Here is a 25,969-nt window from a genome sequence, read left to right on the forward strand (position 1 = left end):
GCTTACCAAATTTTGGGGCCGGAGGCGTTTCGGGCAGATGCCGTGACGCCGCTCGGGTCGTGTTCATCGACCGGTGGTTGACGGGGTATTCGACAAAACCGGACGAGCCGAGGTTCCACCGTGCTGGCGCTGCTAACATGGCCGCCCCGAGGGCGGGGGTCAGACGCAGACCGGAATCGCAGGTTGGGCTTTTGGCCCGTGTTCCGGCTACCGACGTAGTGTGGTGGCCGCAACGACTTTCCTGCGAAATCAAAACCTTATCTCGCGTCGCGAGTGTATCAGATAACTTCCCCAGAATGACCCATTCAGATAGCCAGCAAAGCCATGCCGGAGCGCGCGTTGCGGTGGTTCCCGAGGACCGCGAAGGCCAGCGGCTGGACAACTTCCTGCTCGGTCTGCTGAAGGGTGCTCCCAGGTCGCTGGTCTACAAGCTGGTGCGGTCCGGCCAGGTGCGCGTGAACGGGGGCCGCGCGAAGGCGGATCGCAAGCTGGAAAGTGGCGACAAGGTCCGCATTCCCCCCGTTCGGGTGGAGCCCGAGGGCGAGCGACCCGCACCGCCGCGCGGGTTCATGGATGCGCTGGAGGCGGCAATCGTCCATGAGGATGCCCGGTTGCTGGTGCTCAACAAGCCCTCAGGCGTCGCCAGCCATGGCGGCAGCGGCATCAGCTTTGGCGCCATCGAGACCCTGCGTGCGCTGCGGCCGGGGCAGGGCCTGGAGTTGGTGCATCGGCTGGACCGCGACACGTCCGGTGTCCTGGTGGTGTCCAAGAAGCGCTCCACGCTGACCGAGATGCAGGCGCTGATGCGCGAAAGCACCAGCGGCGCGGGCGGCATGCGCAAGCGCTACCTGGCGTTGCTGATCGGGCGGATGCCCGATGGAACGATGAGTGTCGACGCCCCGCTTCACGTGGGACTGCGCCAGGGCGGCGAGCGCCACGTGCAGGTGAATCCCTCAGGCAAGTCGGCGCTGAGCCATTTCAAGGTGCTGGAGCGGCGCGGTGGGCATTCCTACTGCGAGGTGCGCATTGAAACCGGGCGTACCCACCAAATCCGAGCGCACGCGCAGCACATCGGTCACACTGTTGCCGGCGATGACAAGTACGGGGATCCGGAGGTCAACCGCCGCCTGCGTGATCAGGCAGGACTGAAACGTCTGTTCCTGCATGCAGCCACGCTGGAATTCGCCCTGGACGGTGGCAAAACGCCCTACAGCCTCACCGCGCCACTGGCGCCCGAGTTGCTGGATGTCCTCGACCGCCTGAAATAGGCGTAGCAGGCTGCACGCCCTTCAGCGCCGGCGACGACCGTTCATCCCGCTACTGCGGCAGCCCGCCGGACACGTCCCGGCAGCGTTCCGAATCCATGTCCGGGGCGGTGAACTTCACCGGCACCCGGAGCGGAGACTCCGCCGGCTGGCCACGACTGGTGCCGGCCTGGAACTTCCAGCCCTTCACCGCGTCCACTGCCGCCGCATCGAGTTGTGGGTGCCCGCTGGTGTCCTCGACCTTCACGTTCTTGGGAATCCCGTCGACGCCAATGGTGAGCAGCACGCCCACCTCGCCTTCAATCCCGGCGCAGGCGAGCTCCTCGGGGTACTCCGGGGGCGGCGTCTCCACGGCCATGGGCTGTGTCGGTGCGACCTGAGTGGGCTGGTCGGCCTGCTCGGAGCTGCAACCGGCCAGCATCAGGCCAATGGCGAGCGCGGAAACGGCCGGGAACAGCATCCAGCGGCGGATGGAAAGGGGTTGCGGGCGTATGCCGGGCATGTTGTTCACTCCTGCAGGGCGTCGGTTTTGGCGGCACAGATGAAATCGTTCTCGCTCAGGCCGCACACGTCGTGGGTCGAGAAACGCACCTCGCAACGATCGTAGTGCACGCCCAGGTCGGGGTGGTGGTCCTCGCGATGGGCGATGAAGGCCAGCGCGTTGACGAAGGCGATCGTCCGATAATAGTTGTCGAATTTGAACGTGCGGGTCAGGGCGCGACCGTCCTCGGCCAACGTCCAGCCGTTGAGTTGGCTGTGAAGCTCCCGGACCTGGGCTTCGTCAAGTCGGTGGCTGGCGCCCTTGCGCGGGACGCAATGGGCCTGGGCGAGCGGAATCCTGTCGTTCATGGCAACTCCTTGAAGGGCAGGCTGAACACTGTTCGCAGCCTTGCCGGGGCTTAACGGTGGCATACGGTTGTATAGCGCCAAGCCCGTTAGAATAGCGGCATGATCCAGATATCCGAATCGGCACAGACCCATTTCCGCAAGCTCATCGAACGCGAGGCGATCCCCGGCCTGGGTGTACGCCTGTCGGCAGTGAATCCGGGAACGCCGCGCGCCGACGTCCGCCTGGAATTCACCGAACCGGCCGAGCTCGATGGCGATGAATGGGCGATTGATTGCAAGGGCTTCACGCTGTGGCTGGAGGCGGACAGCGTCAGCGCACTGGATGGCGCCGAGATCGATTACGAAGCCATGGCAACGGGAGGCCAGTTGCAGATCCGCGCTCCGAAGATCAAGGGCGCGGTTCCCGGCGAGGCGGCATCGCTGGTGGAGCGTGTGCGCTACCTCATCGAGCACGAAATCAACCCCCAACTGGCGACGCACCGCGGCAACGTCGCGTTGCAGGAGGTCACGGCGGACGGGATCGTGGTGCTGCGCTTTGGCGGTGGCTGCCACGGGTGCGGGATGGCCGACGTGACGCTGAAGAACGGCATTGAGAAGACGTTGCGCGAGAAGGTGCCGGGTGTAACCGGCGTGCGTGATGCAACCGATCACGATAGCGGCGCCGCACCGTACATCGCGCGCGGCGCCAGCTGACCGACCGGTCGCCTTTGACCCTCCCGGTTGACGAGTGGCTGCATGCGCTCCAGCTTCGGATGAAGCTGGTGGCGCCGCACCGCCGACGCGGCGCCGGGGAATTTCCACCCGGATGGGACGAATGGGTGGATCGCGGTGCGGGCGCCCGCCCGGCGGCCGCGCCTCCCGAAGCCCTGACGCTGGCCATTGCCGCACGGGGCGTTGCGCCCCCTTTACCGGGCGCTCCCGAACTCGGTCGCTGGGACTCGTTCAAGGCGCTGTGCCGCGAGCAGTGGGATCCGCCCGACGCCGAAGATCGCCCGATGCGGCGCGTCGCGTGGCTGGTGGCCGTTGGCTGGCATGTCTTCGTCGCGGTGGCGTTGGTCTGGTTGATGTATCAGCAGTACCTGGCACCCGCCCATCCGCCACAAAAGGGGCAGGAGGATGTCGTCCAGATCGAGTTCATCGGCGAGGGCGCGACCGGGGAAGTCGGCGGTGGCCCGGAGGCAGAAGCAGCGGCCGCGCAGCCTGCAGCATCTGCCGCAGAGGCCAGCGCGAGCGCCGCCGCAAGTGGCTCGCAGGCGCCGCCTACGCCGGTCGAGCCCACTCCAGTGGTCGCGGCTTCGGAGCCGGCGCCGCCGATGCCCGCCGTTGTGCCCGAACAACCCGTGTCGGAAGCCGCACCCCCGCAGGTGCCGCAAAACGTCGAGGTCAGCGAGCCTGCGCCGGATGTCTCGGACTACCAGTTGCCGCCGCCGATGGCCGCGCTGCCGGTTCCGCAGGTGACCGTTCCCGAGCGCAGCCCGGTTGTGCCGGAGATGGTCGTGGTGGAGGTTCCGTCGCGCCCGGCTCCGGTGGTTCCTGCGATCGCCGCTCGACCGATCGCGGACGTCACGCTGCAGCCGACGCCGTCGGAGGTCGTGGTGCGCGAGATTGCCGCGCCACTGCCGACCGCGCCGACGGTGACGGTGCCAAAGCGCGAAGTGGCGTTGCGCGAGCACGCCCTGACACCCGCCCCAATACGGGAGCGGGAAATCCCTTCGCCAGCGCCACCCCGTCCCGCATCACCACCGGCATCGGCGGCTACCGCCACCGCGACCGCTCCCGCGTCGACTGCGAGCTCGGAAAGCGCCGTGGCAAGCGAGCGGAAGCGCGCTGCCTCGGCCGCCGCCGCGGACGCTGCGGCAATGCCGTCCAATGCCGGTCCGAAGACCGCGACCGCGCCAGGCGGCTGGGATACGAGGAAGCGCGCCGACGACTGGGGCGAATCCACCCGCAACGTGGAGGGTGGCCAGAAGGGCACGCCCGCCGGCCTGTACAACAGCGACGGCAGCGTGCGCTTGGCCGAGACACCGGGCTCCGCCTCTCCAGCGCGACCGCCGGGAGCGCTGACGGACGAAATCGTCAACCTGGATCGTGCCGGCACATGGCTCAAGCGCAAGCCCACGGACTATGAGCCGACGTCCTTCGACCGCTACTGGCGACCCAGCGAGACGCTGCTGGAAGAGTGGGTGCGCAAGAGCGTCACCACCATCCGGATCCCGATCCCGGGCACCAACAAGCACGTGGTCTGCCAGACCGTCCTGCTGGTGGTTGGCGGCGGCTGCGACATCAGCGATCCGAACCTGCTCGACGTTCCCGCCACCGCGCGTCCCGCACCCGACATTCCCTTCAAGCCCGGCCTGCAGGAAGACAACGGCAGCCTGCCGGCGCCGGTCGAGCAGTAGTCGCATCGGCGATGTCCAGGCAATAAAAAAGCCCGCGCGATGCGGGCTTTTTTATTGGTTCAAAGCAGCGGGGAAGCAGGACCGCTGCGCTGCGGAGGGTGTCTGCTACTTCCTGTGGGAGCCGGTCAGGTTGACCAGTTTGCTGGGACGGGAACCGAAATACGCCGACAGGTCGGCGATCTGCTGGTCGGTAAGCGCCTTGGCCTGCATCGACATCATCACGTGGTCGCGGCTGCCGTCGCGGTAGGTCTGCAACGCGTGCGCCAGGTAGTCGGGATACTGTCCGCCAATGACCGGGTAGGTCGAATCGATGGGTGCGTTGCCGTCCGGGCCGTGGCAGTCGATGCACGACTGGCCGGTTGCCGCGCCCTTGGCATTGGCCAGTTGCTCGCCGGCCGCGACGAAGCCCTGCGGCAGGCCAGCCGACGAGGATCGCGACGGGTCGGCAGGCGACTGCGAGCACGCGGACAGCGCAATCACGGCAATGCAGGAAAGGACCGCAGGGGCGATGGCGAGGGTTTTGCGGATCGTCATGGGGCGGCGTTCCTACTTGACGTTGGACAGAAAGGCGGCGATGTCGGCGATGTCCTGGTCGGAAAAGCCCTGGGCCTGCGCGCGCATGGTCGGATGCGTCCGGGTGCCGGTCTGGTAGGCGGTGAGCGCGTTGACCAGATAATCCACGGACTGCCCGCCCAGCTTTGGTACGTGGTAGTTCGGGTACGCGTTCTTGTAGCCGTCGATGCCGTGGCAGCCTTGGCAGGTGTAGGTCAGCTCGTAGCCGTTCTGGGTGCGCGCAGCCGCGTCGGCGGACTCCTGCGCGACGGCAGGGGCCGTGGCGAGGCTCAGCGCCAGGGCAGCGGCAATGGTCAGCAGTCGCATCATAGGTATCGGCAATCTCGTGTGGCTGGCGAAATTCGGGACGGCTGGGCCGCGTCGAAATGCCGCGGGCGCCGCTCAATTTTTGGAGTATAGCTTGCGTTCATCGATCAACGAAGAGGGCAGGTCGCGAAGACGCCTTGCTTGCGGGTGATAATTGCGGGTCGCATCGGCATGACCTTCGGCGCATTCCGGTGGTGAAGTGTTGGTGACATACTTATCTACAACACCGGCATTGCGACCGGGCTGTGTCCATCAAAAATCACACCATCGGGGTCTCCAATGCAACATCGCGCCAATTCCAGCGGCACTGCCTGGTTTCGCAGCTGCGCTTACCTGCTTGTGTGTGTCCTGCTGCTTTCGGCCTGCAAGGGCGGCGCCGGCGGGGCGGGCAAGGAAGGCGATGCGGAGGAGACCGAGGCCGTCACCGTCGAGGTCGCGCCCGTGCAGAAGCGCTTGATGGCCGCAAGCTACACCGGCACCGCGCCGCTGGAGGCGTCGGTGGAGGCCCAGGTGGTGGCCAAGACGTCCGGGGTGGCGCTGAAAGTGCTGGTGTCGGAGGGCGACACGGTGCGCGCCGGTCAGACCTTGGTGCGGCTCGATTCCGATCGCGCGCGGCTGCAGGTGGCGCAGACCGCCTCGCAGGTCGGCAAGCTGCGCAACCAATTCGAGCGCGCCCAGAAGCTGGCCGCCGAGCAGTTGATCGCCGCCGCCGACTACGACCAGATCCGCTACGACCTGGCCAACGCACAGGCGGCCAACCGCATGGCGAACCTGGAGCTGTCCTACGCGGACGTGAAAGCGCCAATCAACGGCGTGGTGGCCTCGGTTCCGCCCAAGGCGGGCAACTTCATCCAGATCAATACGCCGATCGTGCGGATCGTGGACATTTCGACCCTGGAAGCGACCCTGAACGTGCCCGAGCGTGAACTGGCGACGATGAGCGCGGGCCTGCCGGTCTCACTCGCGGTGGATGCGCTGCCGGGCAAGACGTTCACCGGCGTGGTGGAGCGCATATCGCCAGTGGTGGATTCGGGCAGCGGCACCTTCCGCGTCATCGCCCGGTTCGACAGCGAGGGCGCCCTGCAGGCGGGCATGTTCGGACGCATCAGCATCAACTACGGCCAGCGCGCCGACGCCATGGTCGTTCCGCGCAACGCGCTGCTGGAAGGGGAGGGCGATCCAGCGGTGTTCGTCCTGGAAGGCGACAAGGTACGCCGTGCCGCCATCCAGACCGGCTACAGCGACGGCAGCTGGGTCGAGGTCCTGGACGGGCTTTCCCCCAACGACCGCGTGGTGGTGGCGGGCAAGACGACGCTGCGCGATGGCAGCGCGGTAACCGTCATCGATACGGGTGCACCGCCGCCGGCCCCGGCAGTCCCGGCCGCTTCCGCCACCGAACAGTAAGGCGCCCTCCCGATGAGCGACCTCAAGCAGACCGCGCCGGCCGTGCCCGGGGCGCACCCGCAGCGCAACTTCAGCCTGGTCGAATTCTCGACCCGGCGCCGGGTCACGGTGGCGATGGTGACCCTTACTTTTGTGCTGTTCGGCTTGATCGCGCTCGGCAACCTGAAGGTCAACCTGTTGCCGGACCTGAGCTACCCGACGCTGACGGTACGTACCGAATACACAGGTGCGGCCCCGACCGAGATCGAGACGCTGATCACCGAGCCGGTCGAAGAGGCCGTGGGCGTGGTGAAAGGACTGCGCAAGCTCAAGTCGGTCTCGCGGACCGGGCAGAGCGACGTCGTGCTCGAGTTCGCCTGGGGCACCGACATGGACAAGGCCGGGCTGGAGGTGCGCGACAAGATGGAGTCGCTGCAGCTGCCGCTGGAGGCCAAGCCGCCCGTGCTGCTGCGCTTCAATCCGTCCACCGAGCCGATCATCCGCGTCGCCCTGTCGTCCAAGGCCGAAGGCGATGAGTTGCGCCAACTGGCCCTGCTGCGCCAGTACGCCGACGATGACCTGAAGAAGAAGCTCGAGCCGGTGCTCGGCGTGGCCGCGGTGAAGGTGGGCGGCGGGCTGGAGGACGAGATCCAGGTGCTGGTGGACCAGCAGAAACTGGCGCAGCTCAACCTGCCGATCTCCACCGTGACCCAGCGCCTGGGCCAGGAGAACATCAACATCTCCGGCGGCCGGCTGGAGGAAGGTTCACAGCGCTACCTGGTGCGGACGGTCAACCAGTTCTCCAGCGTCGACCAGATCCGCGATTTGCTGGTGACCACCAGCACCGGAGGCAGCGACGCGGCCGCCGAAGCCGCGATGCAGATGGCGCGCGTGGCCGCGGCGTCGGGCTCGGCCGATGCGATGGCCGCGGCGGCGTCGGTGCAAAGCGCGTCCTCGGGAAATGCCAGCACGGTTGCCGGCGGAAAGCCGGTGCGCTTGAAGGACATCGCCGAGATCGTCCAGGGCCACAAGGAGCGCGAAGCGATCATCCGCCTGGATGGCCGCGAAGCCGTCGAGCTGGCGATCTACAAGGAGGGCGATGCCAACACCGTGGCGACCGCCGACGCGATCCACGAGCGGCTCGAATCCATCCGCAAGCAGGTGCCGGCCGACATCGACCTGACCGTCATTGACGACCAGTCCACCTTCATCCGCAACGCGATCAGCGACGTCAAGATGGACGCGGTGATCGGCGGGATGCTGGCGATTCTGGTGATCTTCCTGTTCCTGCGCGATGGCTGGAGCACGTTCGTCATCGGCCTGTCGTTGCCGATCTCGATCATCACGACGTTCTTCTTCATGGGCCAGCTGGGCCTGAGCCTCAACGTGATGTCGCTGGGCGGGCTGGCGCTGGCGACGGGGCTCGTGGTGGATGACTCGATCGTGGTGCTGGAGTCGATTGCCAAGGCGCGCGAACGCGGCCTGGGGATCCTGCAGGCAGCCATTACCGGCACCGCCGAGGTCAGCATGGCGGTGGTGGCCTCGACCCTGACCACGGTGGCGGTGTTCCTGCCGCTGGTGTTCGTGGAAGGCATCGCCGGGCAGCTGTTCCGCGACCAGGCGCTGACGGTTGCCATTGCCATCGGCATCTCGCTTGCGGTGGCGATGACGCTGATTCCGATGCTGAGCGCGCTGCGTGGCCGGCCGTCAGAATCGCTGCCCGAGGAGCCGCCCCATCCGCAGTGGCAACCCAGCCGCACCTGGCAGAAACCGGTGGCGGCTACCCGACGCGGTGTGGGCGCCGGCGTGGGCGGCGCGCTGTTCGGGATTGCGTGGGTGTTCGTGCGCATGTGGCGCGGCGTGTCCGCCGTGGTGGGGCCGGTCATGCGCAAGGCCAGCGATCTGGCCATGGCGCCGTACGCACGTGCCGAGCGCGGTTACCGGAAGCTGCTCCCCGCGGCGATGGGCCGCCCGGTGTTCGTGCTGGGGTCGGCCGCGGCCGCTTTCGCGCTGGCCTTGCTGCTGGTGCCGATGCTTGGCGCGGACCTGATACCGCAGTTGGCTCAGGACCGCTTCGACATGACGGTCAAGCTGCCGCCGGGCACGCCCTTGCGGGAAACCGACGCGCTGGTGCAGAGCCTGCAGAAGAAACACGCGGGCACGGAAGGCATCCATGCAATCTACGGAGTCAGTGGCAGCGGCACGCGGTTGGATGCCAGCCCGACCGACAGCGGCGACAACGTCGGCAAGCTCAGCATCGTGATGAGCAACGGAGGCAGCGACCGGCTCGAGGCGTCGATGTCGGGCGCGTTGCGCCAGAGCATGCGCGACCACCCGTCGGCGCAGGTCGATTTCAGCCGCCCGGAGTTGTTCAGTTTCTCCATGCCGCTGGAGATCGAGCTGGCGGGACCGGACCTGGAGACCATCCGCAAGGCAGGGCAGAAGATGGCCGCCCTTTTGCGGGCCAACCCGCACTACACCGACGTCAGCTCGACCGTCGAGCAGGGCTTTCCGGAGATCCAGATCCTGTTCGACCAGCAGCGGGCGGCCGCGTTCGGCCTCACCACCCGCCAGATCGCGGATGCGGTGGTGTCCAAGGTGCGCGGCGACGTGGCGACGCGCTACAGCTTCCGCGATCGCAAGATCGACGTGCTGGTGCGGCTCAAGGAGGAAGAGCGCGGCTCGGTGGATGACATCCGCAACCTGATCATCAACGCCGGCGGCAAGACGGTGCAGCTGGGCTCGGTGGCCGAGGTGGTCTCCACCACGGGCCCGAGCGAGATCCATCGCGCCGACCAGGTCCGGGTCGCGGTGGTGTCGTCCAACCTGCAGGGCATCGATCTGGGCAGTGCGGTGCTGGAGGTGCAGAAGCTGGTCGCCGACAACCCGCTGGGCGCCGAGGTGCAGATGCATATTGGCGGTCAGGGCGAAGAACTCGGCGATTCCCTGCGGTCGCTGCTGTTCGCGTTCGGGTTGGCCATTTTCCTTGTCTACCTGGTGATGGCCTCGCAGTTCGAATCGCTGCTGCATCCGTTCGTGATCCTGTTCACCATCCCGCTGGCGATGGTCGGCGCGGTGCTGGCGCTTTTGCTGACGCGATCGCCGGTCTCGGTGGTGGTCTTCATCGGGCTGATCCTGCTGGTCGGGCTGGTGACCAAGAACGCGATCATCCTGATCGACAAGGTCAACCAGCTGCGGGAGGCGGGCGTGGCCAAGCGCGAGGCCTTGCTGCAGGGCGCCCAGTCGCGCCTGCGGCCCATCGTGATGACCACGCTGAGCACGCTGTTCGGCTTCCTGCCGCTGGCGTTGGCCTTTGGCGAGGGCGCCGAAGTCCGCTCGCCGATGGCGATCACCGTCATCGGTGGACTGCTGGTATCGACCCTGCTGACCCTGATCGTGATCCCCGTCGTCTACGACCTGTTGGACCGCCGGCCGGACGAGTACTACCGCCATCGCGCCCGGCGCGGTGAGGACATCCCTCCGGCGGGCGAGGCCTACCCGGAGCCGGTCGCATGAGCATCGCCGAGATCAGCCTGCGCCGGCCGGTGACGACCATCATGCTGTTCGTGTCGATGGTTGCGATCGGGCTGATCGCCGCCGTGCGCCTCCCGCTGGAGGCGCTGCCGGACGTGTCTGCGCCGTTTGTATTCGTCCAGCTGCCCTACACCGGTTCCACGCCGGAGGAGGTCGAGCGCAACATCCTGCGCCCGGCCGAGGAAGCGCTCGCCACGATGAGCGACATCAAGGGCATCCAGGGCCGCGCGTCGGCCGACGGAGCATCGATATTCATGATGTTTTCGGACTGGAGTCGCGACGTGGAGATCGCCGCCTCGGAGGCGCGCGAGCGGATCGACGCCATCCGCGGCGAGCTTCCCGACGACCTGCGCCGGTATTTCGTCTTCAAGTTCTCCACCAACGATCAGCCGATCATGAGGCTTCGCCTTGCCGGCGAAGTTGACATGAGTGGCGAATACGACCTGATCGAGCGCGAGTTCAAGACGCCGCTGGAGCGGATTCCCGGCGTGGCCAAGGTCGACATCGGCGGGGCGGCGGCCAATGAGGTCGAGGTCGCGATCGACCCGGACCGCCTGGTCGCGCACGGGCTCAACCTCAATGAGCTGACCTCGCGTCTGCAGGCCGCCAACTTCTCCGTGTCGGCCGGTGAGATCGAGCACGACGGTCGGCGCCTGCGCGTGCAACCCGTTGGCGAAATCAACCAGATCCAGCAATTGCGCGAGCTTCCGCTCAACGCCAGCGGTCTCCGGCTGGGCGACGTGGCCAACGTTGAGTTGGGACCGGCGCGGCTGGAGGTCGGCCGGCGCCTGGACGGTCGCCCGGCGGTGGCGCTGGAGGTGTTCAAGGAACGCGATGCGAACCTGGTGGAAGTCTCGCGTCTGGTGCTGGCCGAACTGGACCGGATCCGCACCAAACCCAGCCTGCGCGGCGTCGACTTCAAGGTGATCGAGAATCAGGGCAAGGACGTCACCAGCTCGCTGCTGGAGTTGGGCGAGGCCGGCGGCATCGGCCTGCTGCTGTCGATCGCGGTGCTGTTCTTCTTCCTGCGTCATTGGCCGTCCACGCTGATGGTGACGCTGGCCATCCCGATCTGCTTCGTGATGACGCTGGGATTCATGTTCTTCGTCGGTGTCAGCCTCAATGTGCTCAGCCTGATGGGCCTGCTGCTGGCGGTCGGCATGCTGGTCGACAACGCGGTGGTGGTGGTGGAGAGCATCTACCAGGAGCGCGAGCGGATGCCCGATCAACCCGTTCGAGCGTCCATTGTCGGCACCCGCAACGTCGCCATCGCACTGTCGGCCGGCACGTTGTGCCACTGCATCGTCTTCGTGCCCAACCTGCTGGGCGAGAAGAACAACATCAGCATCTTCATGTCGCAGATCGCGATCACCATCTCGGTGTCGCTGCTGGCATCGTGGCTGGTCGCGGTAAGCCTGATCCCGATGCTGTCATCGCGGATGAAGACGCCCGCGGCCGTGCAGGACCAGCGCGGCATCATCCGTCGCCTGCAAACCCGCTACGCCCGCCTGCTGCGCTGGACGCTGGAACACCGAGGCTGGAGCATCGCCGGCATCGTGCTGATCAGCGCCATCAGCATCGTGCCGATGACGCAGACCAAGTTCGACATGTTCGGCGGCGGCAACCAGCGCAATGAGACATCGGTCAATTACCGCTTCAGCGGCAGCTACAGCAAGGACCAGGTGTCCGACGAAGTGGCCCGGGTCGAGGCGTACCTGGAGCGCAACCGCGAGGAGTTCCGGATCGCCCAGGTCTATTCGTGGTTCAGCACCGGCAGCGACGCGGGCACGATGATCACCTTCAAGGACGACGTCGCCGATGCGGGGGCGCTGGTGGAGGCGATCCGCAAGGGCCTGCCCAAGTCCGCCCGCGCCGAGCTCGCCATCGGCGACCAGGGCAACCAGGGTGGCGGGGGCGGTGAGGGCCTGCAGTTCCAGCTTGTCGGTGATTCCACCCAGGTGCTGACCGACCTGGCCAACGACGTCGTCCCTCTGCTGGCCCGCCAGCCGTCGTTGCGCGATGTGCGGGTGGATGCGGGCGATACCAACAACGAGCTCAACGTGCGCGTGGACCGCGAACGCGCGGCCGCCTTCGGCTTCAGCGCACAGGAAGTGGCGCAGTTCGTCGGACTGGCACTGCGCGGTGCGCAACTGCGCGACTTCAGCCGGGGCCAGACCGAGGTGCCGGTGTGGGTCCGGTTTGCCGGCGCGGATGAGTTCGACATTGCCGATATCGCCGCCTTCACCGTGCGCTCGCCGGACGGGCGCGATGTCCCCCTGCTGAGCATGGTCGATCTGGACACCAGCGCCGCGGCGACCCAGATCCGGCGCACCAACCGGCAGACGGCGCTGGTGATCAAGGCCAACCTGGCCGACAAGTCGACCACGCCCGAAGCCCGCACGGCCATCGAGCAGACCCTTGCCGGCGTGGCGTTTCCGGCCGGCTACGGCTTCACCTTCGAGGGCAGTTCCTTCCAGAACGATGCCGAGGCGGTGAACCAGATGATGTTCAACCTGGTCATCGCGCTGGTCATGATCTATGTCGTGATGGCGGCGGTGTTCGAGTCGCTGGTGTTTCCGTCGGCGATCATGAGTTGCGTGGTGTTCTCGATCTTCGGCGTGTTCTGGCTGTTCTGGCTGACCGGCACGTCGTTCTCGGTGATGGCCTTCATCGGCATCCTGGTGTTGATGGGCGTGGTGGTGAACAACGGCATCGTGATGGTCGAGCACATCAACAACCTGCGCCGGCGCGGGCTGTCGCGCACCGATGCGCTGGTGGAGGGCAGTCGGGAGCGCCTGCGTCCGATCATGATGACCATGGGCACGGCGATCCTGGCGATGATCCCGATCTCGCTGAGCGACACGGTGGTGCTGGGCGGACTGACCTATTCGCCGATGGCACGCGCGGTGGCTGGCGGCCTGGCGTTCTCCACCGTGGTCAGCCTGCTGTTCCTGCCGACGATCTACGCGATCCTGGACGACATGCGCAACGCCACGGCGCGCCTGACCCGGCGTGCGCGCGGGGTTCCGCCGCAGCTGGCGTCGTCCCACCAGGCTGCACACTGACAACCGGCTACGCCGAGGCGGGCACTGGCGCAAGGACGCGCCTGCCGCCCGGCGTGTCACTCAGCCAAACAGCGTGCCCAGCATCTTCAAGCCGCCGGTCCACACGCCGATCGCGGTACCGAGGCTGGTGAGGAAGAAGTTCAGCAGCACCCGCGACACGCGGTTTCGCCACCAGCCGCGCACCGTCTGCACGTCGGCGCGAAGGGCCATGAAGTCGGCATAGGTCGGCTTGCGTATCCACGCCTCGGTCAGCGCGCTCAGGGTGCCGGACGCCAGGGCAGGGTGGAGCGGGGTGATCGGCGAGGCGACGAACGCCACCAGGATGCTCAGCGGATGGCCGCCGGCTATCGCGCAACCCAGCGCGCCGAGCAGGCCGGTGGCCAGGATCCATTGCAGCAGCAGGTCGGAACCCACATCGATCCCGCCCTGCCAGAAGCCCCAGGCGAATCCGCCGATCACCACCGTCGACAGGATGATGGTGAACCACGGGATGGTGCTCTTGGGCGCGATGGACTCGAGCTCCTCGCGGATCGCGCCGGCAGGGGCGGTTTCCTCGCGCAAGTGCCTGGCCAGCCCTTGCAGGTGTCCCGCGCCGACCACGGCCAGCACCTCGCGGGAACCGTCGTTGTTGGTGTCCTCGCGGATTTCGCGCAGGCGCGCGGCCATGTAGCGGTCGCGCTCGGCGATGACGGTCTCGTACACCGCCGGGCTTTCACTGGCGAACTCGTTGAAGCTGGCCTCGAGCATGTCGCCCTGTTTCAGCTTCTCGATTTCCTCTGCGCCGACCTCGTCATCGGCCAGCAGTCCCGCCAGCAGGCCGCCACCGAGTTTGGCCCGGTCCCAGAAGCCGAGCCGGGCGGATGCGCGCTTGAAGGTCAGGCCGACGTCCCGGTCGATAAGGTGCACCGGCATCTCCCGCGCCCGCGCCTCCAGCACGGCCCGCTTGAGCTCCGCCCCCGGCTCCACGCCCAGTTGCTCGGCGAGCCGGCGCTGGTAGGCCGCGAGCGCCAGGTTGGCGGCGAACATCGCGGTCTTGCCGGTGCGGATCACCTTCACCAGGTCCAGCTTGGCCATCGAATCGGTGTCCGACAGCGCCTGCAGCCGCGCTTCGTCGAGTTCCACGGCGACGGCGTCGAAGCGGCCGCTGCCGATCGCATCGCGCACCGCGTCCACGCTGGCCTGCGATACATGCGCCGTGCCCAGCAGCGTGAAGCGGACGCCGTCGCGCTCGACGACCTCGTGCGGCTGGCCATGCAGGAAATCGGCGGTGGCCGCCAGTGGGGTATCGCTCATCTAGGTACAACCGTGTTGGGGGTGGCGCGCGAGCGCAGCGGGTCAATCGCGATAGCGCTTGAGCAGATCGTCGTAGGCGTCGATGCGCCGGTCGCGCAGGAACGGCCAGATCCGTCGCACGTCCTCGCTGCGCTGCAGGTCGACCTCGGCCATCAGGATTTCCGGACCGTCGCCGGCCACTGCCAGGAACTCGCCCTGCGGGCCGAGCACGTGGCTGTGACCCCAGAAGTCGACCCCGGCAGCGCCCAGCGGGGAAGGCTCATGGCCCACGCGGTTACAGCTCAACACGGGCAGGCCGTTGGCGACCGCGTGTCCACGGTGGCTCACGATCCAGGACTCGCGCTGGCGGTCTTTCTCGGCCTGGTCGTCATCGGGGTCGTAGCCGATTGCGGTGGGGTAGAGCAGCAGTTCGGCGCCCGCCAGCGCCATCAGGCGGGCAGCCTCCGGGTACCACTGGTCCCAGCACACGAGCACGCCGAGGCGGCCGACGGACGTGTCGATCGGCTCAAAACCCATATCGCCCGGGGTGAAGTAGAACTTCTCGTAGAAGCCCGGATCGTCGGGAATGTGCATCTTGCGGTACTTGCCGGCGATGCTGCCGTCGGCCTCCAGCACCACGGCGGTGTTGTGGTACAGCCCGGCCGCGCGGCGCTCGAACAGCGAGCTGACGATCACGACCTTGTGCTTGGCAGCCAGGCGGCCGAGGCGGTCGGTGCTGGGTCCGGGAATCGGTTCGGCGAGATCGAACTCGTCCACCGACTCGTGCTGGCAGAAGTACGGGCCGTTGTGGATCTCCTGCAGCAGGACCAGACGCGCGCCATCGGTGGCGGCCTGGGCGACGCGCTCTTCGATCTGCGCCAGATTGGCCTCGGCGTTGCCGGCGCCGCGGTCGATGACGGCGCGATCCTGGATCAGCGCAACGGGGAGGGTCCTGGTTTTCATGACGGTTCCGATGTTTGGAGGGAGACAGCGATCAGACGACGCCCTGTGGCAATTGCATGGTGATGCAGTGAAGGCTGCCGTTCTGCCAGATCAAGGGTCGGCACGGCACCTGGATGATTTCCCGCTCGGGAAACGCGGCGGCGAGCACGGCAGCGGCCTCATCATCGGTGCTGGCGTCGTACGCCGGCATCAAAACCGCACCGTTGATGATCAGGAAGTTGGCGTAACTCGCAGCCAGCCGGCGGTCGTAGTCGATGACAGGTGCCGGCCAGGGCAGCGGGAAAAGCCGGTAGGGCTGGCCCTCGACAGTGCGCAGCGCCGCAAGCTCGGCCGCCATCGCCTGCAGCGGCGCGTAGTGGGAGTCGTTTTGGTCGTCACACGCCTGATAGACGATGGCGTCGCGCGCCGCGAACCGGGCCAGCGTATCAATATGGGCGTCGGTGTCGTCGCCTTCAAGATACCCGTGGTCCAGCCACAGCACCCGCTGCTGGGCAAGATGCCGCGACAGCTTGACCTCCAGCTCCGCGCGCGTCGCCTCGGGGTGGCGCTCGTGCAAACAGGTCCAAGTCGTCAGCAGGGTGCCTTCGCCGTCGGTTTCAATTGCGCCGCCTTCCAGCGCAAAGTCGATGTCCTGGCGGGCACTGCGCTGGAATATGCCGCGCGCAAACAGTTCTTCGACCAGTCGATCGTCGCGGCTGGCCTCGAACTTGCCACCCCAACCGGTGAAGCGGAAATCCAGCAGACGGAAGTCGCTTGCCGCATCTTCGTGCATGGCCTGCAGCGTGACAGGGCCGGTGTCGCGCAGCCAGGTGTCGTCGTAGGGCACCTCGATGAATCCGACCCGCTGCATGTCCACGCGGGCCGAGGCCAGCCGCGCCCGCGCGTAGGCCTCGACGTCTTCGTCGGCGACGCAGATCAGCACGCGCTGAAAGCGGGTGATCGCGGCGACCAGAAGGATGTAGGTTTCCTCGACCTCGCCCAGACGGTCCGCCCAGTCGGTAACGGCGGTCGGCCAGGCGATCAGGATCGCGGACTGGGGTTCCCACTCGGCGGGAAAGCGCAGCGCATCGGTCATGATATTGGCTTGCAAACCCGGCTCAGCGGATCGCCGGCGCTGGGCCGATCTCGGTGCTGACAGCCTGATGATTGGCGACCACGTCGATCACGCGGTCCTTCTCGAAGTACACCGTGAACTGCGGGTACGACCAGCGATTGATGGTCGGCCACTGGCGCTTCTGGCCACCACGCGGATCCAGCCGCTGCGACGGCGCTCCATAGCGTGCTTCGACCTCGGACATGCTCGCTCCGCGGGCAGGGACGGCAGCCTGGTTGAGGAACGCAGTGCGCTCGATCAGCAGCGTGTCGGCAGACGCGGGGGCAGCGACCGCGATCAGGACAAGCAGCGAGAGACTGGTGACAGCGGTCTTGATGGTCATTTCCTGATTTCCCTGGACGGATTCTGAATCTGGATTGTAAGCACATGGGCGACACGACCGTGTCGCTTTGCGAGGTGCGCACGGGAGAGGCCGCACGCCGGGCACCAAACGCAGAAAACCGCCCGGAGGCGGCTTTCTGGCGAAGCGCAGGAAGCGCCCGTGGATCAGCGCTGGCGCGCCTTGAAACGCGGGTTCGACTTGCAAATCACGAAGACCTTGCCGCGACGGCGAACGACCTTGCAGTCGCGGTGACGGGCCTTCGCCGACTTCAGGGAGGACAGGACCTTCATGAGAGACCTCGGCAACAGATGGGAAGAAGCAAGCCCGCAATGATAGGGGCTATTTACACCGCGATCAAGCACGTGCGCTGATCCACGCAGCAAAACGCGGTCGGCACCAAACCACGCACTGTGGTCGGAGTGCTTCGCACCGCGCGCGCCAATCCGGTGACGGCATAATAGCGCGATGACCAGCACCCCAAGCGCAAACCCATCCGATCCAGCTCCCGTTTTGACCATCGACGGCCCGTCCGGCTCCGGCAAAGGCACGATCAGCCGCCTGGTCACCGGCCGGCTCGGCTGGCACTACCTGGATTCCGGCGCGCTCTACCGCGCCGTCGGCGTGGCCGCCGGCTGGAAAGACATCGACCTGGGCGATCCGGCGGCGCTGGTGCGGTGCGCCTTTGATACCCGGGTCGACTTCCGCGAGGCGGAGGACGGGTTGCGGGTGATGGTCAACGGTTCCGATGCCACCCACGAGCTGCGGATGGAAACCGCCGGTGCCGCCGCGTCGGCGATCGCCGCGATCGGCGAGGTGCGCGAGGTGTTGAAGGAGCGGCAGCGCGCGTTCCGGCGTCCACCGGGGCTTGTCGCCGACGGCCGCGACATGGGGACGGTGATCTTCCCCGACGCCGCCTACAAGGTGTTTCTGACTGCGAGCGCGGACGAGCGCGCACAAAGACGCTATAAGCAGTTGAAGGACAAGGGGGTTTCCGTTACATTTGCAGGGCTGCTGCGGGAGATTCTTGCCCGTGACGCCCGCGACGCCAACCGTGCCGTGGCACCTTTGCGACCGGCGGCCGACGCCGTGACCATTGATACCACGGGCATGGCGATCGACGATGTGGTGGACCGGGTCCTTGCCGTAATGGCGCCGGCGCAGTGAGCTTTACGGCAATACCGCTGTAACAACCCCGTCGCAATTCCGCGGCGGATCAACCAACCGACACATGGTGCAGTTCCACCGCACCACATCAACGGGTGGGTCGACCACGTGCTGCTTGCGTTCTCCCCTGTGGGAAACGATGCCAGCCGGTGCGACCCGTGTGTTCACACGGATATTTTTCCAATGACCGAATCATTTGCAGAACTGTTCGAGCAAAGCGAGCAGTACCTCTCGAACCTGAAGCCTGGCTCCATCGTTGTTGGCACCGTCGTCGAGGTCCGCAGCGACGTCGTGGTGATCAACGCCGGCCTGAAGTCCGAAGGCATCGTGCCAATCGAGCAGTTCCGTAACGACGACGGCGAGATCGACATCGCTGTCGGTGACAAGATCAAGGTCGCGCTGGACGCCATCGAGAATGGCTTCGGCGAGACCGTCCTGTCGCGCGAGAAGGCCAAGCGCGCGATGGTGTGGGACGAGCTGGAGGAAGCGCTCGAGAACAACGAGACCATCACCGGCCGCATCAGCGGCAAGGTCAAGGGTGGTTTCACAGTCGACATCAAGGATGTCCGCGGCTTCCTGCCCGGTTCGCTGGTTGACGTGCGCCCGGTGCGCGACTCGACCTACCTGGAAGGCAAGGAACTCGAGTTCAAGCTGATCAAGCTGGACCGCAAGCGCAACAACATCGTCGTCTCCCGCCGTGCGGTGGTTGAGAGCGAGCACTCGGAAGAGCGCGAGCAGCTGATGGAGAAGCTGGTCGAAGGCGCGATCCTGAAGGGTGTGGTCAAGAACCTCACCGACTACGGCGCGTTCGTGGACCTGGGTGGCATCGACGGCCTGCTGCACATCACCGACATGGCCTGGAAGCGCGTGCGCCATCCGTCCGAAGTCGTGGAAGTCGGCCAGGAGCTGGACGTCCGCGTGCTCAAGTACGACCGCGAGCGCAACCGCGTCAGCCTCGGCCTGAAGCAGCTGGGCGAGGATCCGTGGGACAACATCGCGCGCCGCTATCCGGCCGATACCCGCGTGTTCGGCAAGGTCTCCAACGTTACCGATTACGGCGCGTTCGTCGAGATCGAACCGGGCGTGGAAGGCCTGGTGCACGTGTCGGAGATGGACTGGACCAACAAGAACGTCAACCCGTCCAAGATCGTGCAGGTCGGTGACGAGGTCCAGGTCATGGTGCTGGACGTGGACGAGGAGCGTCGACGCATCTCGCTGGGCATGAAGCAGGTCTCGTCCAACCCGTGGGAGACCTTCTCGGTCCTGCACAAGAAGGGCGACAAGGTTGAAGGCCAGATCAAGTCGATCACCGACTTCGGCATCTTCATCGGCTTGGACGGCGGCATCGACGGCCTGGTCCACCTGTCCGACATCAGCTGGAACACCACCGGCGAAGACGTGGTCCGCAACTACAAGAAGGGCGACACCTTGGAAGCTGTCGTGCTGGCCGTGGATCCGGAGCGCGAGCGCATCAGCCTGGGCGTGAAGCAGATGGAGCAGGACCCGTTCGGCCAGTTCATGGCCTCCAACACCCGTGGCTCGATCGTCACCGGCAAGGTCACCGAAGTCGACGAGAAGGGCGCCACCATCGAGTTGGCGGACGGCATCGAAGGCTACGTGGCGGCTCGCGACATCTCCAAGGATCGCGTTGACGACGCCAGCAAGGTGCTCAAGGTGGGCGACGAGATCGAAGCGCGCTTCATCGGTATGGACCGCAAGGGCCGCACCATGCAGCTCTCTATTAAAGCCAAGGACGAGGCGGAAATGCAGGAAGCCGTCTCCGACTACAGCCGCGCCAGCGCGGACGCTGCCAGCGGCACGACCAAGCTGGGCGCGTTGCTGCGTGAGCAGTTGAACAGCAACAAGTCCGAGTAACCCGCAACGGCGCGCTGTCCGCTGGATGGCGCGTTGTTGCCGGTACCTTGTTGTCGCAACATGAGTACGGCCCGGCTTTGGCCGGGCCGTACTTCGTTTGAATCAACACCCCTATTTGAAATGGCCACAAGCAGCCACCCCAGACATCCATGACCAAGTCCGAACTGATCGAGATCCTGTCCCAGCGCCAGCCGCACCTCAAAGGCGAAGACGTGGATCTGGCAGTGAAAGCCTTGCTGGAGATGATGGGCAGTTCGCTCGCCGACGGCGAGCGCATCGAAGTGCGAGGCTTTGGCAGTTTCTCGCTGCACTACCGTCCGCCGCGCATGGGTCGGAACCCGCGAACGGGCGAGTCGGTCGCGTTGGCCGGAAAGCACGTGCCGCATTTCAAGCCGGGCAAGGAACTGCGCGAACGCGTCAGTGACGCGATGCCCGTGGATGAGGCGGATTGAACCCGGCCCCGGCCAGCCCTGTGTCGGGTTGTAGAACGGCGCATCCGTGCTGGGCCGACCTGTATTTCGCCCACAGACCAACCCGGAGATTGTCATGCGAGTGATCCGATTTCTGGCGGCCATTGTGTGCCTGGCGTTTGGCGCCGTCCTGGGCGCGCTCAACCGGCAGGCGGTGTCCATCGATGTCGGTTTCGGCCACGTCGCATCCAACCTCGGCATCGTGATGCTCGCGTGCCTGCTCGTTGGCGTGATCGTGGGCGGCATGGCGATCAGCGCGAGCGTGGTCTGGCCACTGCGTCGTCGCCTGGCCAATGCGCAGAAGCAGGGCTCATCCGAGCCATCCTCGGCGAAGGAAATCCCGTAAATGGACTTCATCAGCGAGTGGTTCTGGTTCTTTGTGCTGGTGCCTGTTGCTGCGCTTGGCGGCTGGGTGGTCGGCCGTCGAGGTGGTGAAAGACACAGTACGACCCAGGTCAGCCGGCTTTCCACCACCTATTTCCGGGGCCTCAACTACCTCCTCAATGAGCAGCCCGACAAGGCCATCGAGCTTTTCCTGCATATCGCGGAGCTCGACAAGGACACCTTCGAGACCCAGGTGGCGCTGGGGCACCTGTTCCGCCGCCGTGGCGAAGTGGACCGTGCCATCCGCCTGCACCAGGCGCTGGTGCAGCGTCCCGGCCTGAGCGACCAGCAGAAGGTGCAGGCGCTGCTGGCGCTGGGCGAGGATTACATGAAGTCGGGCTTGCTGGATCGCGCGGAAACCGTGTTCAGCGATCTGGTTGACCTGGACATGCGCGCGCCGCTGGCGCTGCGGCACCTGATCCACATCTACCAGTCCGAGCGTGAATGGGACAAGGCCATTGAAAACGCCCAACGCTACGAAGCGGCGACCGGCGAGTCAATGGGCAAGTTGATCGGCCAGTTCGAATGCGAGCTGGCCGATCGCCACCGCGCTGCGGGCGACGTCCCGGCGGCGCGCGCCGCGGTCGCGCGCGCCTACCAGGCGGATGCCAATTCAGTGCGTGCCGGGATGCTGGAAGGGCGGCTGGAGGTCGAGTCGGGAAACGATGCCGGGGCGATCCGCGCCTTCGAGCGCGTCGCGCGGACCGATCCGGACTACCTCCCCGAGGTGATGCCGGCGCTGCTGTCGTGCTACGAACGGACTGGCGATGGTTCAGGCGCGCGGGCGTTTCTGTCCGAGATGTGCGAGCACTATCGCGGTATAGCGCCCGTGCTCGCCCTGACGAAAATGGTCGAGAGCCAGGACGGCGTCGCAGCGGCGCGCGCCTATCTGGCCAACGAGCTCAAGGACCGCCCGTCGGTGCGAGGCGAGGCGGCACTGATGGAGTTGAGCATCGCCGAGGGCGCGGATCCGCTGGCGACCCTGCATGACCTGAAGCACATCACCGAGCAGCTGCTGGTCCGCAATCCGAGCTACCGCTGCAATCATTGTGGCTTCGGCGCCCGAAGCCATCATTGGCAATGCCCGAGCTGCAAGGAGTGGGGCACCGTCAAGCCCCTCCTGAACTACGCGGTGGTGTGACCTTTTGCTTTCCTGGTTGCTCCTGCATTTCCTGATTGCGGCGGTCGGAACGCTGTTGGCGCGCCGCTATGCGCTGCAACGCGACCTGCTTGACCACCCGGGCGAGCGTCGCAGCCACCAGGTAGCCACGCCGCGCGGGGGCGGCGTCGCCATCGTTGCCGCGCTGCTCGTCGCGATTGTGGCGCTGGCGACGCGGGATCCCTCGCAACGCTGGCTGCTGGGAGGGTTTGGTATCGGACTTGTCCTGGTCGCGGCGATCGGCATGGCGGACGACCATCGGCCGCTGCCGGTAAGCCTGCGACTGGCCGTCCACGCGCTCGCCGCGGCGGTGCTCGCGATCAGCGTGCAGATGGCGTCGGGCAACCCCTGGCTGGCCATGCTCGCGTTTGTCTCGGCGATGGTCCTGACCAACGTCTGGAACTTCATGGACGGTATCAACGGCCTGGCCGCAAGCCAGGCGTTGCTGGTCGCAATGGCCTTGGCCTGGGTGTTGGGCGGCTCCTGGGCGCTGCTCGCTGGGGCCCTTGCCGCGGCGTGTGCAGGCTTTCTGCCGTTCAATTTTCCGCGCGCGCGCATCTTCCTCGGCGACGGTGGCAGTGGCGGTATCGGGTTCTCGATCGCGGGGCTGGGAACCGTTGCCGCCATGCCCGACAGCCCCGCCGCGCTCTGGCTCCTCTTGCCGCTGTCCGCGTTCCTGGTGGACGCGGGGCTGACGCTGTCGATGCGTACACTTCAGGGAGAGCGCTGGTGGGAAGCGCATACCCGGCACGCCTACCAGGTCTGGGCGCGCTCAAAAGGACACACGAGTGTCACATTGCTCTACGCATCATGGACGGCGACGACTGTCGCCGTGATGATCGTGCTCCGCACAACGCCGGTCTCCCTGGCAGTGGCGCTGTGTGTTGTGACGTATCTGGCCGCATCCGTGGTCTGGTGGAGGCTGGAGCGAATGGAATCGCATACAAAAACAACAGGTGACAAATGACTAGATGGCGGGAGCGATGGTCCGGCGCGGTGCCTCGTTCGGCGGTGGTGGTTCACGACCTTGCGATGGTCTGGATCGTGTGGGTGGTTTTGCACCGGGTTCGCTACGGCGTAATGGTGTCGCCGCCCGAGCTGCCGTTGTGGTCTACCGAGATCGCGATGGTGCTGGCCGCGCAGGGACTGGTGTTCTGGCAGGTGGGCCTGTATCGCGGTCTGTGGCGCTTCGCCAGCGTTCCCGATCTGTGGAATATCTTCAAGGCCTGTGCGCTGGGCCTGTTTGCGATAGTCCTTGGCCTCTTTCTCTACAACCGGCTCGAGCTCGTTTCCCGCACCGTCCTGCTGATGTACCCGTTCGTGCTGATGGGCATGTTGGGGGCGCCGCGCTTGCTGTATCGCGCGTGGAAGGACAGCAACAGTGATCAGACCGACGCCGCTTCGGTGCGGATCCTGATCCTTGGTGCCGGACGTGCTGGTGATGCCCTCGTGCGCGACCTTCGTCGCCTCGGCTCCTATCAGCCGGTTGGATTTCTGGACGATGCGCGAAGCCTGCGCGGAAGCAAGGTTCAGGGTATACCGGTTCTCGGAGGCGTTGACGATGTGGCAGAGATTGCGCGGGAGACCGCGGCACGGCTGCTGGTAATCGCGGTTCCGTCTGCCAGCGCGACCCAGATGCAGCGCATTGTGGCCGCTTGTGAACGCTCCGGCTTGCCGTTCCGGATGGTCCCGCGGTTACGTGATGCACTGGAGGGCCGCTCCCTTTCGGGCCAACTCAAGGAAGTGGCCATCGAGGATCTACTCGGACGCCAGCAGGTACTGCCCGACTGGAAAGCGATCCGCAGTTGGCTGGGTGCGCGCTCGGTGCTGGTTACCGGCGCCGGCGGCTCGGTCGGTTCGGAACTGTGCAGGCAATGCGCGCGCCACGGGGCGCGGCGCATCGCGATGGTGGAGCAGGACGAGTTTGCGCTGATTACGGTCCTGGCCAGTCTGCGCCGCGACTTCCCGGACCTTGAATACATCCCGGTGCTGGGAGATTGCGGGGATACCGCGGTTATCCGCCACGCGCTCGATGCATCGCAGCCCGAGGCGGTTTTCCATGCGGCTGCCTACAAGCAGGTGCCCTTGCTGGAGACGCAGCTTCGCGAGGCCGTGCGCAACAACGTGTTGGCGACCGAGACCGTTGCCCGCGCCTGCCGCGAGGCTGATGTGGGCACCTTCGTGTTGATCTCCACCGACAAGGCGGTCGATCCGGGCAACATTCTAGGCGCCACGAAGCGTCTTGGCGAGATGGTCTGCCAGTCGCTGGTGGACCCCCGCAGCACGCGGTTCGTGACGGTGCGCTTTGGCAACGTGCTGGATTCGGCCGGCAGTGTGGTACCGCTGTTTCGTGAGCAGATCCGCCAGGGCGGGCCGGTGACCGTCACCGACCCGGAAGTGACGCGCTACTTCATGACCATTCCGGAAGCCTGCCAGCTGATCCTGCAGGCATCGGCGATCGGCAGCCAGGAGGCGATCTACACGCTCGACATGGGCGAGCCGGTTCCGATCCGCCTGCTGGCCGAACAGATGATCCGCCTTGCCGGCAAGCAGCCTGGGCGGGATGTATCAATTGTCTACACCGGCCTGCGAGCGGGCGAGAAGTTGCACGAGACCCTGTTCCACGCCGACGAGCGCTACCGCGCGACGGCTCACCCGAAGATTCTCCAGGCAGAGCCGCGCGCCGTGGTCGTCAGTGAGATCCACCAGGCGCTAGAGCGTCTGCGTGAGGCCGCAGGCCGCTACGACCTGGCCACCCTGGACCTCGTGCTGCGGCGTACGGTGCCCGAATTCCAGCCGATCGGATCGCATGCCGCGCCGACCGCAGCTCCCACCACGGTGGTGGCGTTCCCCTCCCACGCTTCAAGGAAGAATTGATGTCCCAACGTATACGCAAGGCGGTATTCCCGGTCGCAGGGCTGGGCACCCGTTTCCTTCCCGCCACCAAGACCGTGCCCAAGGAGATGTTGCCGATCATCGACCGGCCGCTCATTCAGTACGCCGTCGATGAGGCGATCGAGGCCGGTTGCGACACGCTGGTGTTCGTGACCAACCGCTACAAGCACGCCGTCGCCGACTACTTCGACAAGGCCTACGAGCTGGAAGACAAGTTGCAAGCGGCGGGGAAACTCGAGCAACTGGAGCTGGTGCGCAACCCGCTTCCGCCGGGCGTGCGGGCCGTGTTCGTGACCCAGACCGAGGCGCTCGGCCTTGGTCACGCGGTTCTCTGCGCCAAGCCGGTGATCGGCAATGAACCGTTCGCGGTCATCCTCCCCGACGACCTGATCTGGAACCGGGGCGCAGGTGCCTTGAAGCAGATGGCCGACGCCGCCGAAGCGAGCGGCGCCAGCGTCATCGCGGTGCAGGATGTGGAGCGGGAGAACACCGGCAGTTACGGCATCGTCGCCACGGACGAATTCAGGGGCCGGCAGGGGCGCATCCGCGCCATTGTCGAAAAGCCCAGTCCCGCCGATGCTCCCAGCACCCTGGCCGTGGTCGGACGCTACGTGCTCAGTCCACGCATTTTTGGCTTGCTGGAAGGCACCACTCCGGGGTCGGGCGGCGAGATACAGCTCACCGACGCCATCGCCGCGCTGCTGGTGGAGGAGGCGGTTGACGCCTACCGGTTCCAGGGAACGCGTTTCGACTGCGGGACGCACCTTGGATTGATCGGCGCCACCATCCGTTACGCGCTCGACCACGAGAAGCTCAGCGAGGCCGCGCAGGGAATGATGCGCGACGCACTGAATGAGATGGGTGTGCGCGAACTGGAGTAGGGCGTCCGAAATTGGCATAGAGCGCCGGGATCGTCCGCTGGACAAGCCGCGCAAGCCAGGGTTCGAACGGATAAAAACGAAGGGAGCCGTGCATTT

At 66.1% G+C, this 25,969-nt stretch carries 23 protein-coding genes; 14 read left to right on the forward strand and 9 right to left on the reverse strand.

Translation table 11 applies throughout. The features are described from left to right. Positions 1 to 296: 296 nt before the first annotated feature. Positions 297 to 1,268 carry an RluA family pseudouridine synthase gene (locus INQ41_RS06360; protein WP_193987055.1) on the forward strand — a complete coding sequence of 324 codons (972 nt, stop codon included), beginning with the start codon at positions 297 to 299 and terminating at the stop codon, positions 1,266 to 1,268. Positions 1,269 to 1,317: 49 nt separating this feature from the next. Here the strand turns inward: INQ41_RS06360 and INQ41_RS06365 are convergent, their stop codons facing one another. Together INQ41_RS06365 and INQ41_RS06370 are read right to left on the reverse strand one after the other, a co-directional pair. Next, positions 1,318 to 1,767, reverse strand: coding sequence for an energy transducer TonB (locus INQ41_RS06365; protein ID WP_193987056.1), 450 nt, complete (start codon positions 1,765 to 1,767; stop codon positions 1,318 to 1,320). Between the two features lie 5 nt (positions 1,768 to 1,772). Beyond that, the gene (locus INQ41_RS06370; RefSeq protein ID WP_193987057.1) at positions 1,773 to 2,114 is read right to left on the reverse strand and encodes a 4a-hydroxytetrahydrobiopterin dehydratase; all 342 of its coding nucleotides are present in this window, start codon (positions 2,112 to 2,114) and stop codon (positions 1,773 to 1,775) included. A 99-nt stretch (positions 2,115 to 2,213) separates the two neighbouring features. On the opposite strand from INQ41_RS06370, the gene INQ41_RS06375 reads away from it, so the two are divergent. Then, positions 2,214 to 2,807 (forward strand): NfuA family Fe-S biogenesis protein, encoded by a 594-nt coding sequence (locus INQ41_RS06375; RefSeq protein WP_193987058.1) that lies wholly within the window; start codon positions 2,214 to 2,216, stop codon positions 2,805 to 2,807. Between the two features lie 59 nt (positions 2,808 to 2,866). Then, entirely contained in the window at positions 2,867 to 4,513 is a 1,647-nt protein-coding gene (locus tag INQ41_RS06380; protein WP_193987059.1) for a hypothetical protein, read from the forward strand. Positions 4,514 to 4,618: 105 nt separating this feature from the next. Here INQ41_RS06380 and INQ41_RS06385 read toward each other — a convergent pair whose 3' ends face one another. Then, positions 4,619 to 5,047: a c-type cytochrome gene (locus tag INQ41_RS06385; protein ID WP_193987060.1), complete on the reverse strand. Its 429-nt coding sequence runs from the start codon at positions 5,045 to 5,047 to the stop codon at positions 4,619 to 4,621. 12 nt (positions 5,048 to 5,059) lie between these two features. Continuing rightward, a complete protein-coding gene (locus tag INQ41_RS06390; protein WP_193987061.1) occupies positions 5,060 to 5,392 on the reverse strand; it encodes a c-type cytochrome in 333 nt (110 codons plus the stop codon). Between the two features lie 279 nt (positions 5,393 to 5,671). On the opposite strand from INQ41_RS06390, the gene INQ41_RS06395 reads away from it, so the two are divergent. The 3 genes from INQ41_RS06395 to INQ41_RS06405 are packed head-to-tail and all read left to right on the forward strand — an operon-like array spanning position 5,672 to position 13,374. After that, positions 5,672 to 6,796, forward strand: a complete 1,125-nt coding sequence (locus INQ41_RS06395) for an efflux RND transporter periplasmic adaptor subunit (protein WP_193987062.1) — start codon at positions 5,672 to 5,674, stop codon at positions 6,794 to 6,796. A gap of 12 nt (positions 6,797 to 6,808) precedes the next feature. After that, positions 6,809 to 10,291: an efflux RND transporter permease subunit gene (locus tag INQ41_RS06400; RefSeq protein WP_193987063.1), complete on the forward strand. Its 3,483-nt coding sequence runs from the start codon at positions 6,809 to 6,811 to the stop codon at positions 10,289 to 10,291. Further along, on the forward strand, positions 10,288 to 13,374 hold the full coding sequence (locus INQ41_RS06405; protein WP_193987064.1) for an efflux RND transporter permease subunit: 3,087 nt from the start codon (positions 10,288 to 10,290) through the stop codon (positions 13,372 to 13,374). The genes INQ41_RS06400 and INQ41_RS06405 overlap by 4 nt, the downstream gene beginning before the upstream one ends. 60 nt (positions 13,375 to 13,434) lie before the next feature. Here INQ41_RS06405 and INQ41_RS06410 read toward each other — a convergent pair whose 3' ends face one another. From INQ41_RS06410 to ykgO, 5 genes are all read right to left on the reverse strand, one after another. Continuing rightward, positions 13,435 to 14,667 (reverse strand): TraB/GumN family protein, encoded by a 1,233-nt coding sequence (locus tag INQ41_RS06410; protein ID WP_193987065.1) that lies wholly within the window; start codon positions 14,665 to 14,667, stop codon positions 13,435 to 13,437. A 42-nt stretch (positions 14,668 to 14,709) separates the two neighbouring features. Then, entirely contained in the window at positions 14,710 to 15,609 is a 900-nt protein-coding gene (locus tag INQ41_RS06415; RefSeq protein WP_193987066.1) for a carbon-nitrogen hydrolase, read from the reverse strand. Positions 15,610 to 15,640: 31 nt separating this feature from the next. Next, the gene (locus INQ41_RS06420; protein ID WP_193987248.1) at positions 15,641 to 16,684 is read right to left on the reverse strand and encodes an agmatine deiminase family protein; all 1,044 of its coding nucleotides are present in this window, start codon (positions 16,682 to 16,684) and stop codon (positions 15,641 to 15,643) included. Between the two features lie 22 nt (positions 16,685 to 16,706). Beyond that, the gene (locus INQ41_RS06425) at positions 16,707 to 17,045 is read right to left on the reverse strand and encodes a hypothetical protein (protein ID WP_193987067.1); all 339 of its coding nucleotides are present in this window, start codon (positions 17,043 to 17,045) and stop codon (positions 16,707 to 16,709) included. Positions 17,046 to 17,209: 164 nt separating this feature from the next. After that, positions 17,210 to 17,335, reverse strand: coding sequence for a type B 50S ribosomal protein L36 (gene ykgO, locus INQ41_RS06435; protein ID WP_010342887.1), 126 nt, complete (start codon positions 17,333 to 17,335; stop codon positions 17,210 to 17,212). A 175-nt stretch (positions 17,336 to 17,510) separates the two neighbouring features. On the opposite strand from ykgO, the gene cmk reads away from it, so the two are divergent. The 8 genes from cmk (at position 17,511) to galU (ending at position 25,873) form a co-directional block, all read left to right on the forward strand. After that, the gene (gene cmk, locus INQ41_RS06440; RefSeq protein WP_193987068.1) at positions 17,511 to 18,209 is read left to right on the forward strand and encodes a (d)CMP kinase; all 699 of its coding nucleotides are present in this window, start codon (positions 17,511 to 17,513) and stop codon (positions 18,207 to 18,209) included. Positions 18,210 to 18,392: 183 nt separating this feature from the next. After that, on the forward strand, positions 18,393 to 20,084 hold the full coding sequence (rpsA, locus tag INQ41_RS06445) for a 30S ribosomal protein S1 (RefSeq protein WP_193987069.1): 1,692 nt from the start codon (positions 18,393 to 18,395) through the stop codon (positions 20,082 to 20,084). Positions 20,085 to 20,233: 149 nt separating this feature from the next. After that, the gene (locus INQ41_RS06450; RefSeq protein ID WP_043959472.1) at positions 20,234 to 20,536 is read left to right on the forward strand and encodes an integration host factor subunit beta; all 303 of its coding nucleotides are present in this window, start codon (positions 20,234 to 20,236) and stop codon (positions 20,534 to 20,536) included. 94 nt (positions 20,537 to 20,630) lie between these two features. Further along, the gene (locus tag INQ41_RS06455) at positions 20,631 to 20,900 is read left to right on the forward strand and encodes a lipopolysaccharide assembly protein LapA domain-containing protein (RefSeq protein WP_193987070.1); all 270 of its coding nucleotides are present in this window, start codon (positions 20,631 to 20,633) and stop codon (positions 20,898 to 20,900) included. Then, on the forward strand, positions 20,901 to 22,079 hold the full coding sequence (lapB, locus tag INQ41_RS06460; RefSeq protein ID WP_193987071.1) for a lipopolysaccharide assembly protein LapB: 1,179 nt from the start codon (positions 20,901 to 20,903) through the stop codon (positions 22,077 to 22,079). Between the two features lie 4 nt (positions 22,080 to 22,083). Further along, the gene (locus INQ41_RS06465) at positions 22,084 to 23,064 is read left to right on the forward strand and encodes an MraY family glycosyltransferase (protein ID WP_193987072.1); all 981 of its coding nucleotides are present in this window, start codon (positions 22,084 to 22,086) and stop codon (positions 23,062 to 23,064) included. After that, the gene (locus INQ41_RS06470) at positions 23,061 to 24,974 is read left to right on the forward strand and encodes a polysaccharide biosynthesis protein (protein WP_193987073.1); all 1,914 of its coding nucleotides are present in this window, start codon (positions 23,061 to 23,063) and stop codon (positions 24,972 to 24,974) included. The genes INQ41_RS06465 and INQ41_RS06470 overlap by 4 nt, the downstream gene beginning before the upstream one ends. Then, on the forward strand, positions 24,974 to 25,873 hold the full coding sequence (gene galU / locus INQ41_RS06475; protein ID WP_193987074.1) for a UTP--glucose-1-phosphate uridylyltransferase GalU: 900 nt from the start codon (positions 24,974 to 24,976) through the stop codon (positions 25,871 to 25,873). The genes INQ41_RS06470 and galU overlap by 1 nt, the downstream gene beginning before the upstream one ends. Positions 25,874 to 25,969: the final 96 nt, after the last annotated feature.

Origin of the sequence: Lysobacter ciconiae (genome assembly GCF_015209725.1) — a bacterium.
Classification (GTDB): Bacteria; Pseudomonadota; Gammaproteobacteria; order Xanthomonadales; family Xanthomonadaceae; genus Novilysobacter; species Novilysobacter ciconiae.

Coding starts and splice junctions, on each gene's coding strand:
- galU (WP_193987074.1), top strand. CDS start 24,974: ATGTCCCAACGTATACGCAAGGCGGTATTCCCGGTCGCAGGGCTGGGC.
- INQ41_RS06450 (WP_043959472.1), top strand. CDS start 20,234: ATGACCAAGTCCGAACTGATCGAGATCCTGTCCCAGCGCCAGCCGCAC.
- INQ41_RS06425 (WP_193987067.1), bottom strand. CDS start 17,045: ATGACCATCAAGACCGCTGTCACCAGTCTCTCGCTGCTTGTCCTGATC.
- INQ41_RS06405 (WP_193987064.1), top strand. CDS start 10,288: ATGAGCATCGCCGAGATCAGCCTGCGCCGGCCGGTGACGACCATCATG.
- ykgO (WP_010342887.1), bottom strand. CDS start 17,335: ATGAAGGTCCTGTCCTCCCTGAAGTCGGCGAAGGCCCGTCACCGCGAC.
- INQ41_RS06385 (WP_193987060.1), bottom strand. CDS start 5,047: ATGACGATCCGCAAAACCCTCGCCATCGCCCCTGCGGTCCTTTCCTGC.
- INQ41_RS06410 (WP_193987065.1), bottom strand. CDS start 14,667: ATGAGCGATACCCCACTGGCGGCCACCGCCGATTTCCTGCATGGCCAG.
- cmk (WP_193987068.1), top strand. CDS start 17,511: ATGACCAGCACCCCAAGCGCAAACCCATCCGATCCAGCTCCCGTTTTG.
- INQ41_RS06395 (WP_193987062.1), top strand. CDS start 5,672: ATGCAACATCGCGCCAATTCCAGCGGCACTGCCTGGTTTCGCAGCTGC.
- INQ41_RS06365 (WP_193987056.1), bottom strand. CDS start 1,767: ATGCCCGGCATACGCCCGCAACCCCTTTCCATCCGCCGCTGGATGCTG.
- INQ41_RS06470 (WP_193987073.1), top strand. CDS start 23,061: ATGACTAGATGGCGGGAGCGATGGTCCGGCGCGGTGCCTCGTTCGGCG.
- INQ41_RS06380 (WP_193987059.1), top strand. CDS start 2,867: ATGAAGCTGGTGGCGCCGCACCGCCGACGCGGCGCCGGGGAATTTCCA.
- lapB (WP_193987071.1), top strand. CDS start 20,901: ATGGACTTCATCAGCGAGTGGTTCTGGTTCTTTGTGCTGGTGCCTGTT.
- INQ41_RS06415 (WP_193987066.1), bottom strand. CDS start 15,609: ATGAAAACCAGGACCCTCCCCGTTGCGCTGATCCAGGATCGCGCCGTC.
- INQ41_RS06370 (WP_193987057.1), bottom strand. CDS start 2,114: ATGAACGACAGGATTCCGCTCGCCCAGGCCCATTGCGTCCCGCGCAAG.
- INQ41_RS06400 (WP_193987063.1), top strand. CDS start 6,809: ATGAGCGACCTCAAGCAGACCGCGCCGGCCGTGCCCGGGGCGCACCCG.
- INQ41_RS06375 (WP_193987058.1), top strand. CDS start 2,214: ATGATCCAGATATCCGAATCGGCACAGACCCATTTCCGCAAGCTCATC.
- INQ41_RS06360 (WP_193987055.1), top strand. CDS start 297: ATGACCCATTCAGATAGCCAGCAAAGCCATGCCGGAGCGCGCGTTGCG.
- INQ41_RS06420 (WP_193987248.1), bottom strand. CDS start 16,684: ATGACCGATGCGCTGCGCTTTCCCGCCGAGTGGGAACCCCAGTCCGCG.
- rpsA (WP_193987069.1), top strand. CDS start 18,393: ATGACCGAATCATTTGCAGAACTGTTCGAGCAAAGCGAGCAGTACCTC.
- INQ41_RS06390 (WP_193987061.1), bottom strand. CDS start 5,392: ATGCGACTGCTGACCATTGCCGCTGCCCTGGCGCTGAGCCTCGCCACG.
- INQ41_RS06455 (WP_193987070.1), top strand. CDS start 20,631: ATGCGAGTGATCCGATTTCTGGCGGCCATTGTGTGCCTGGCGTTTGGC.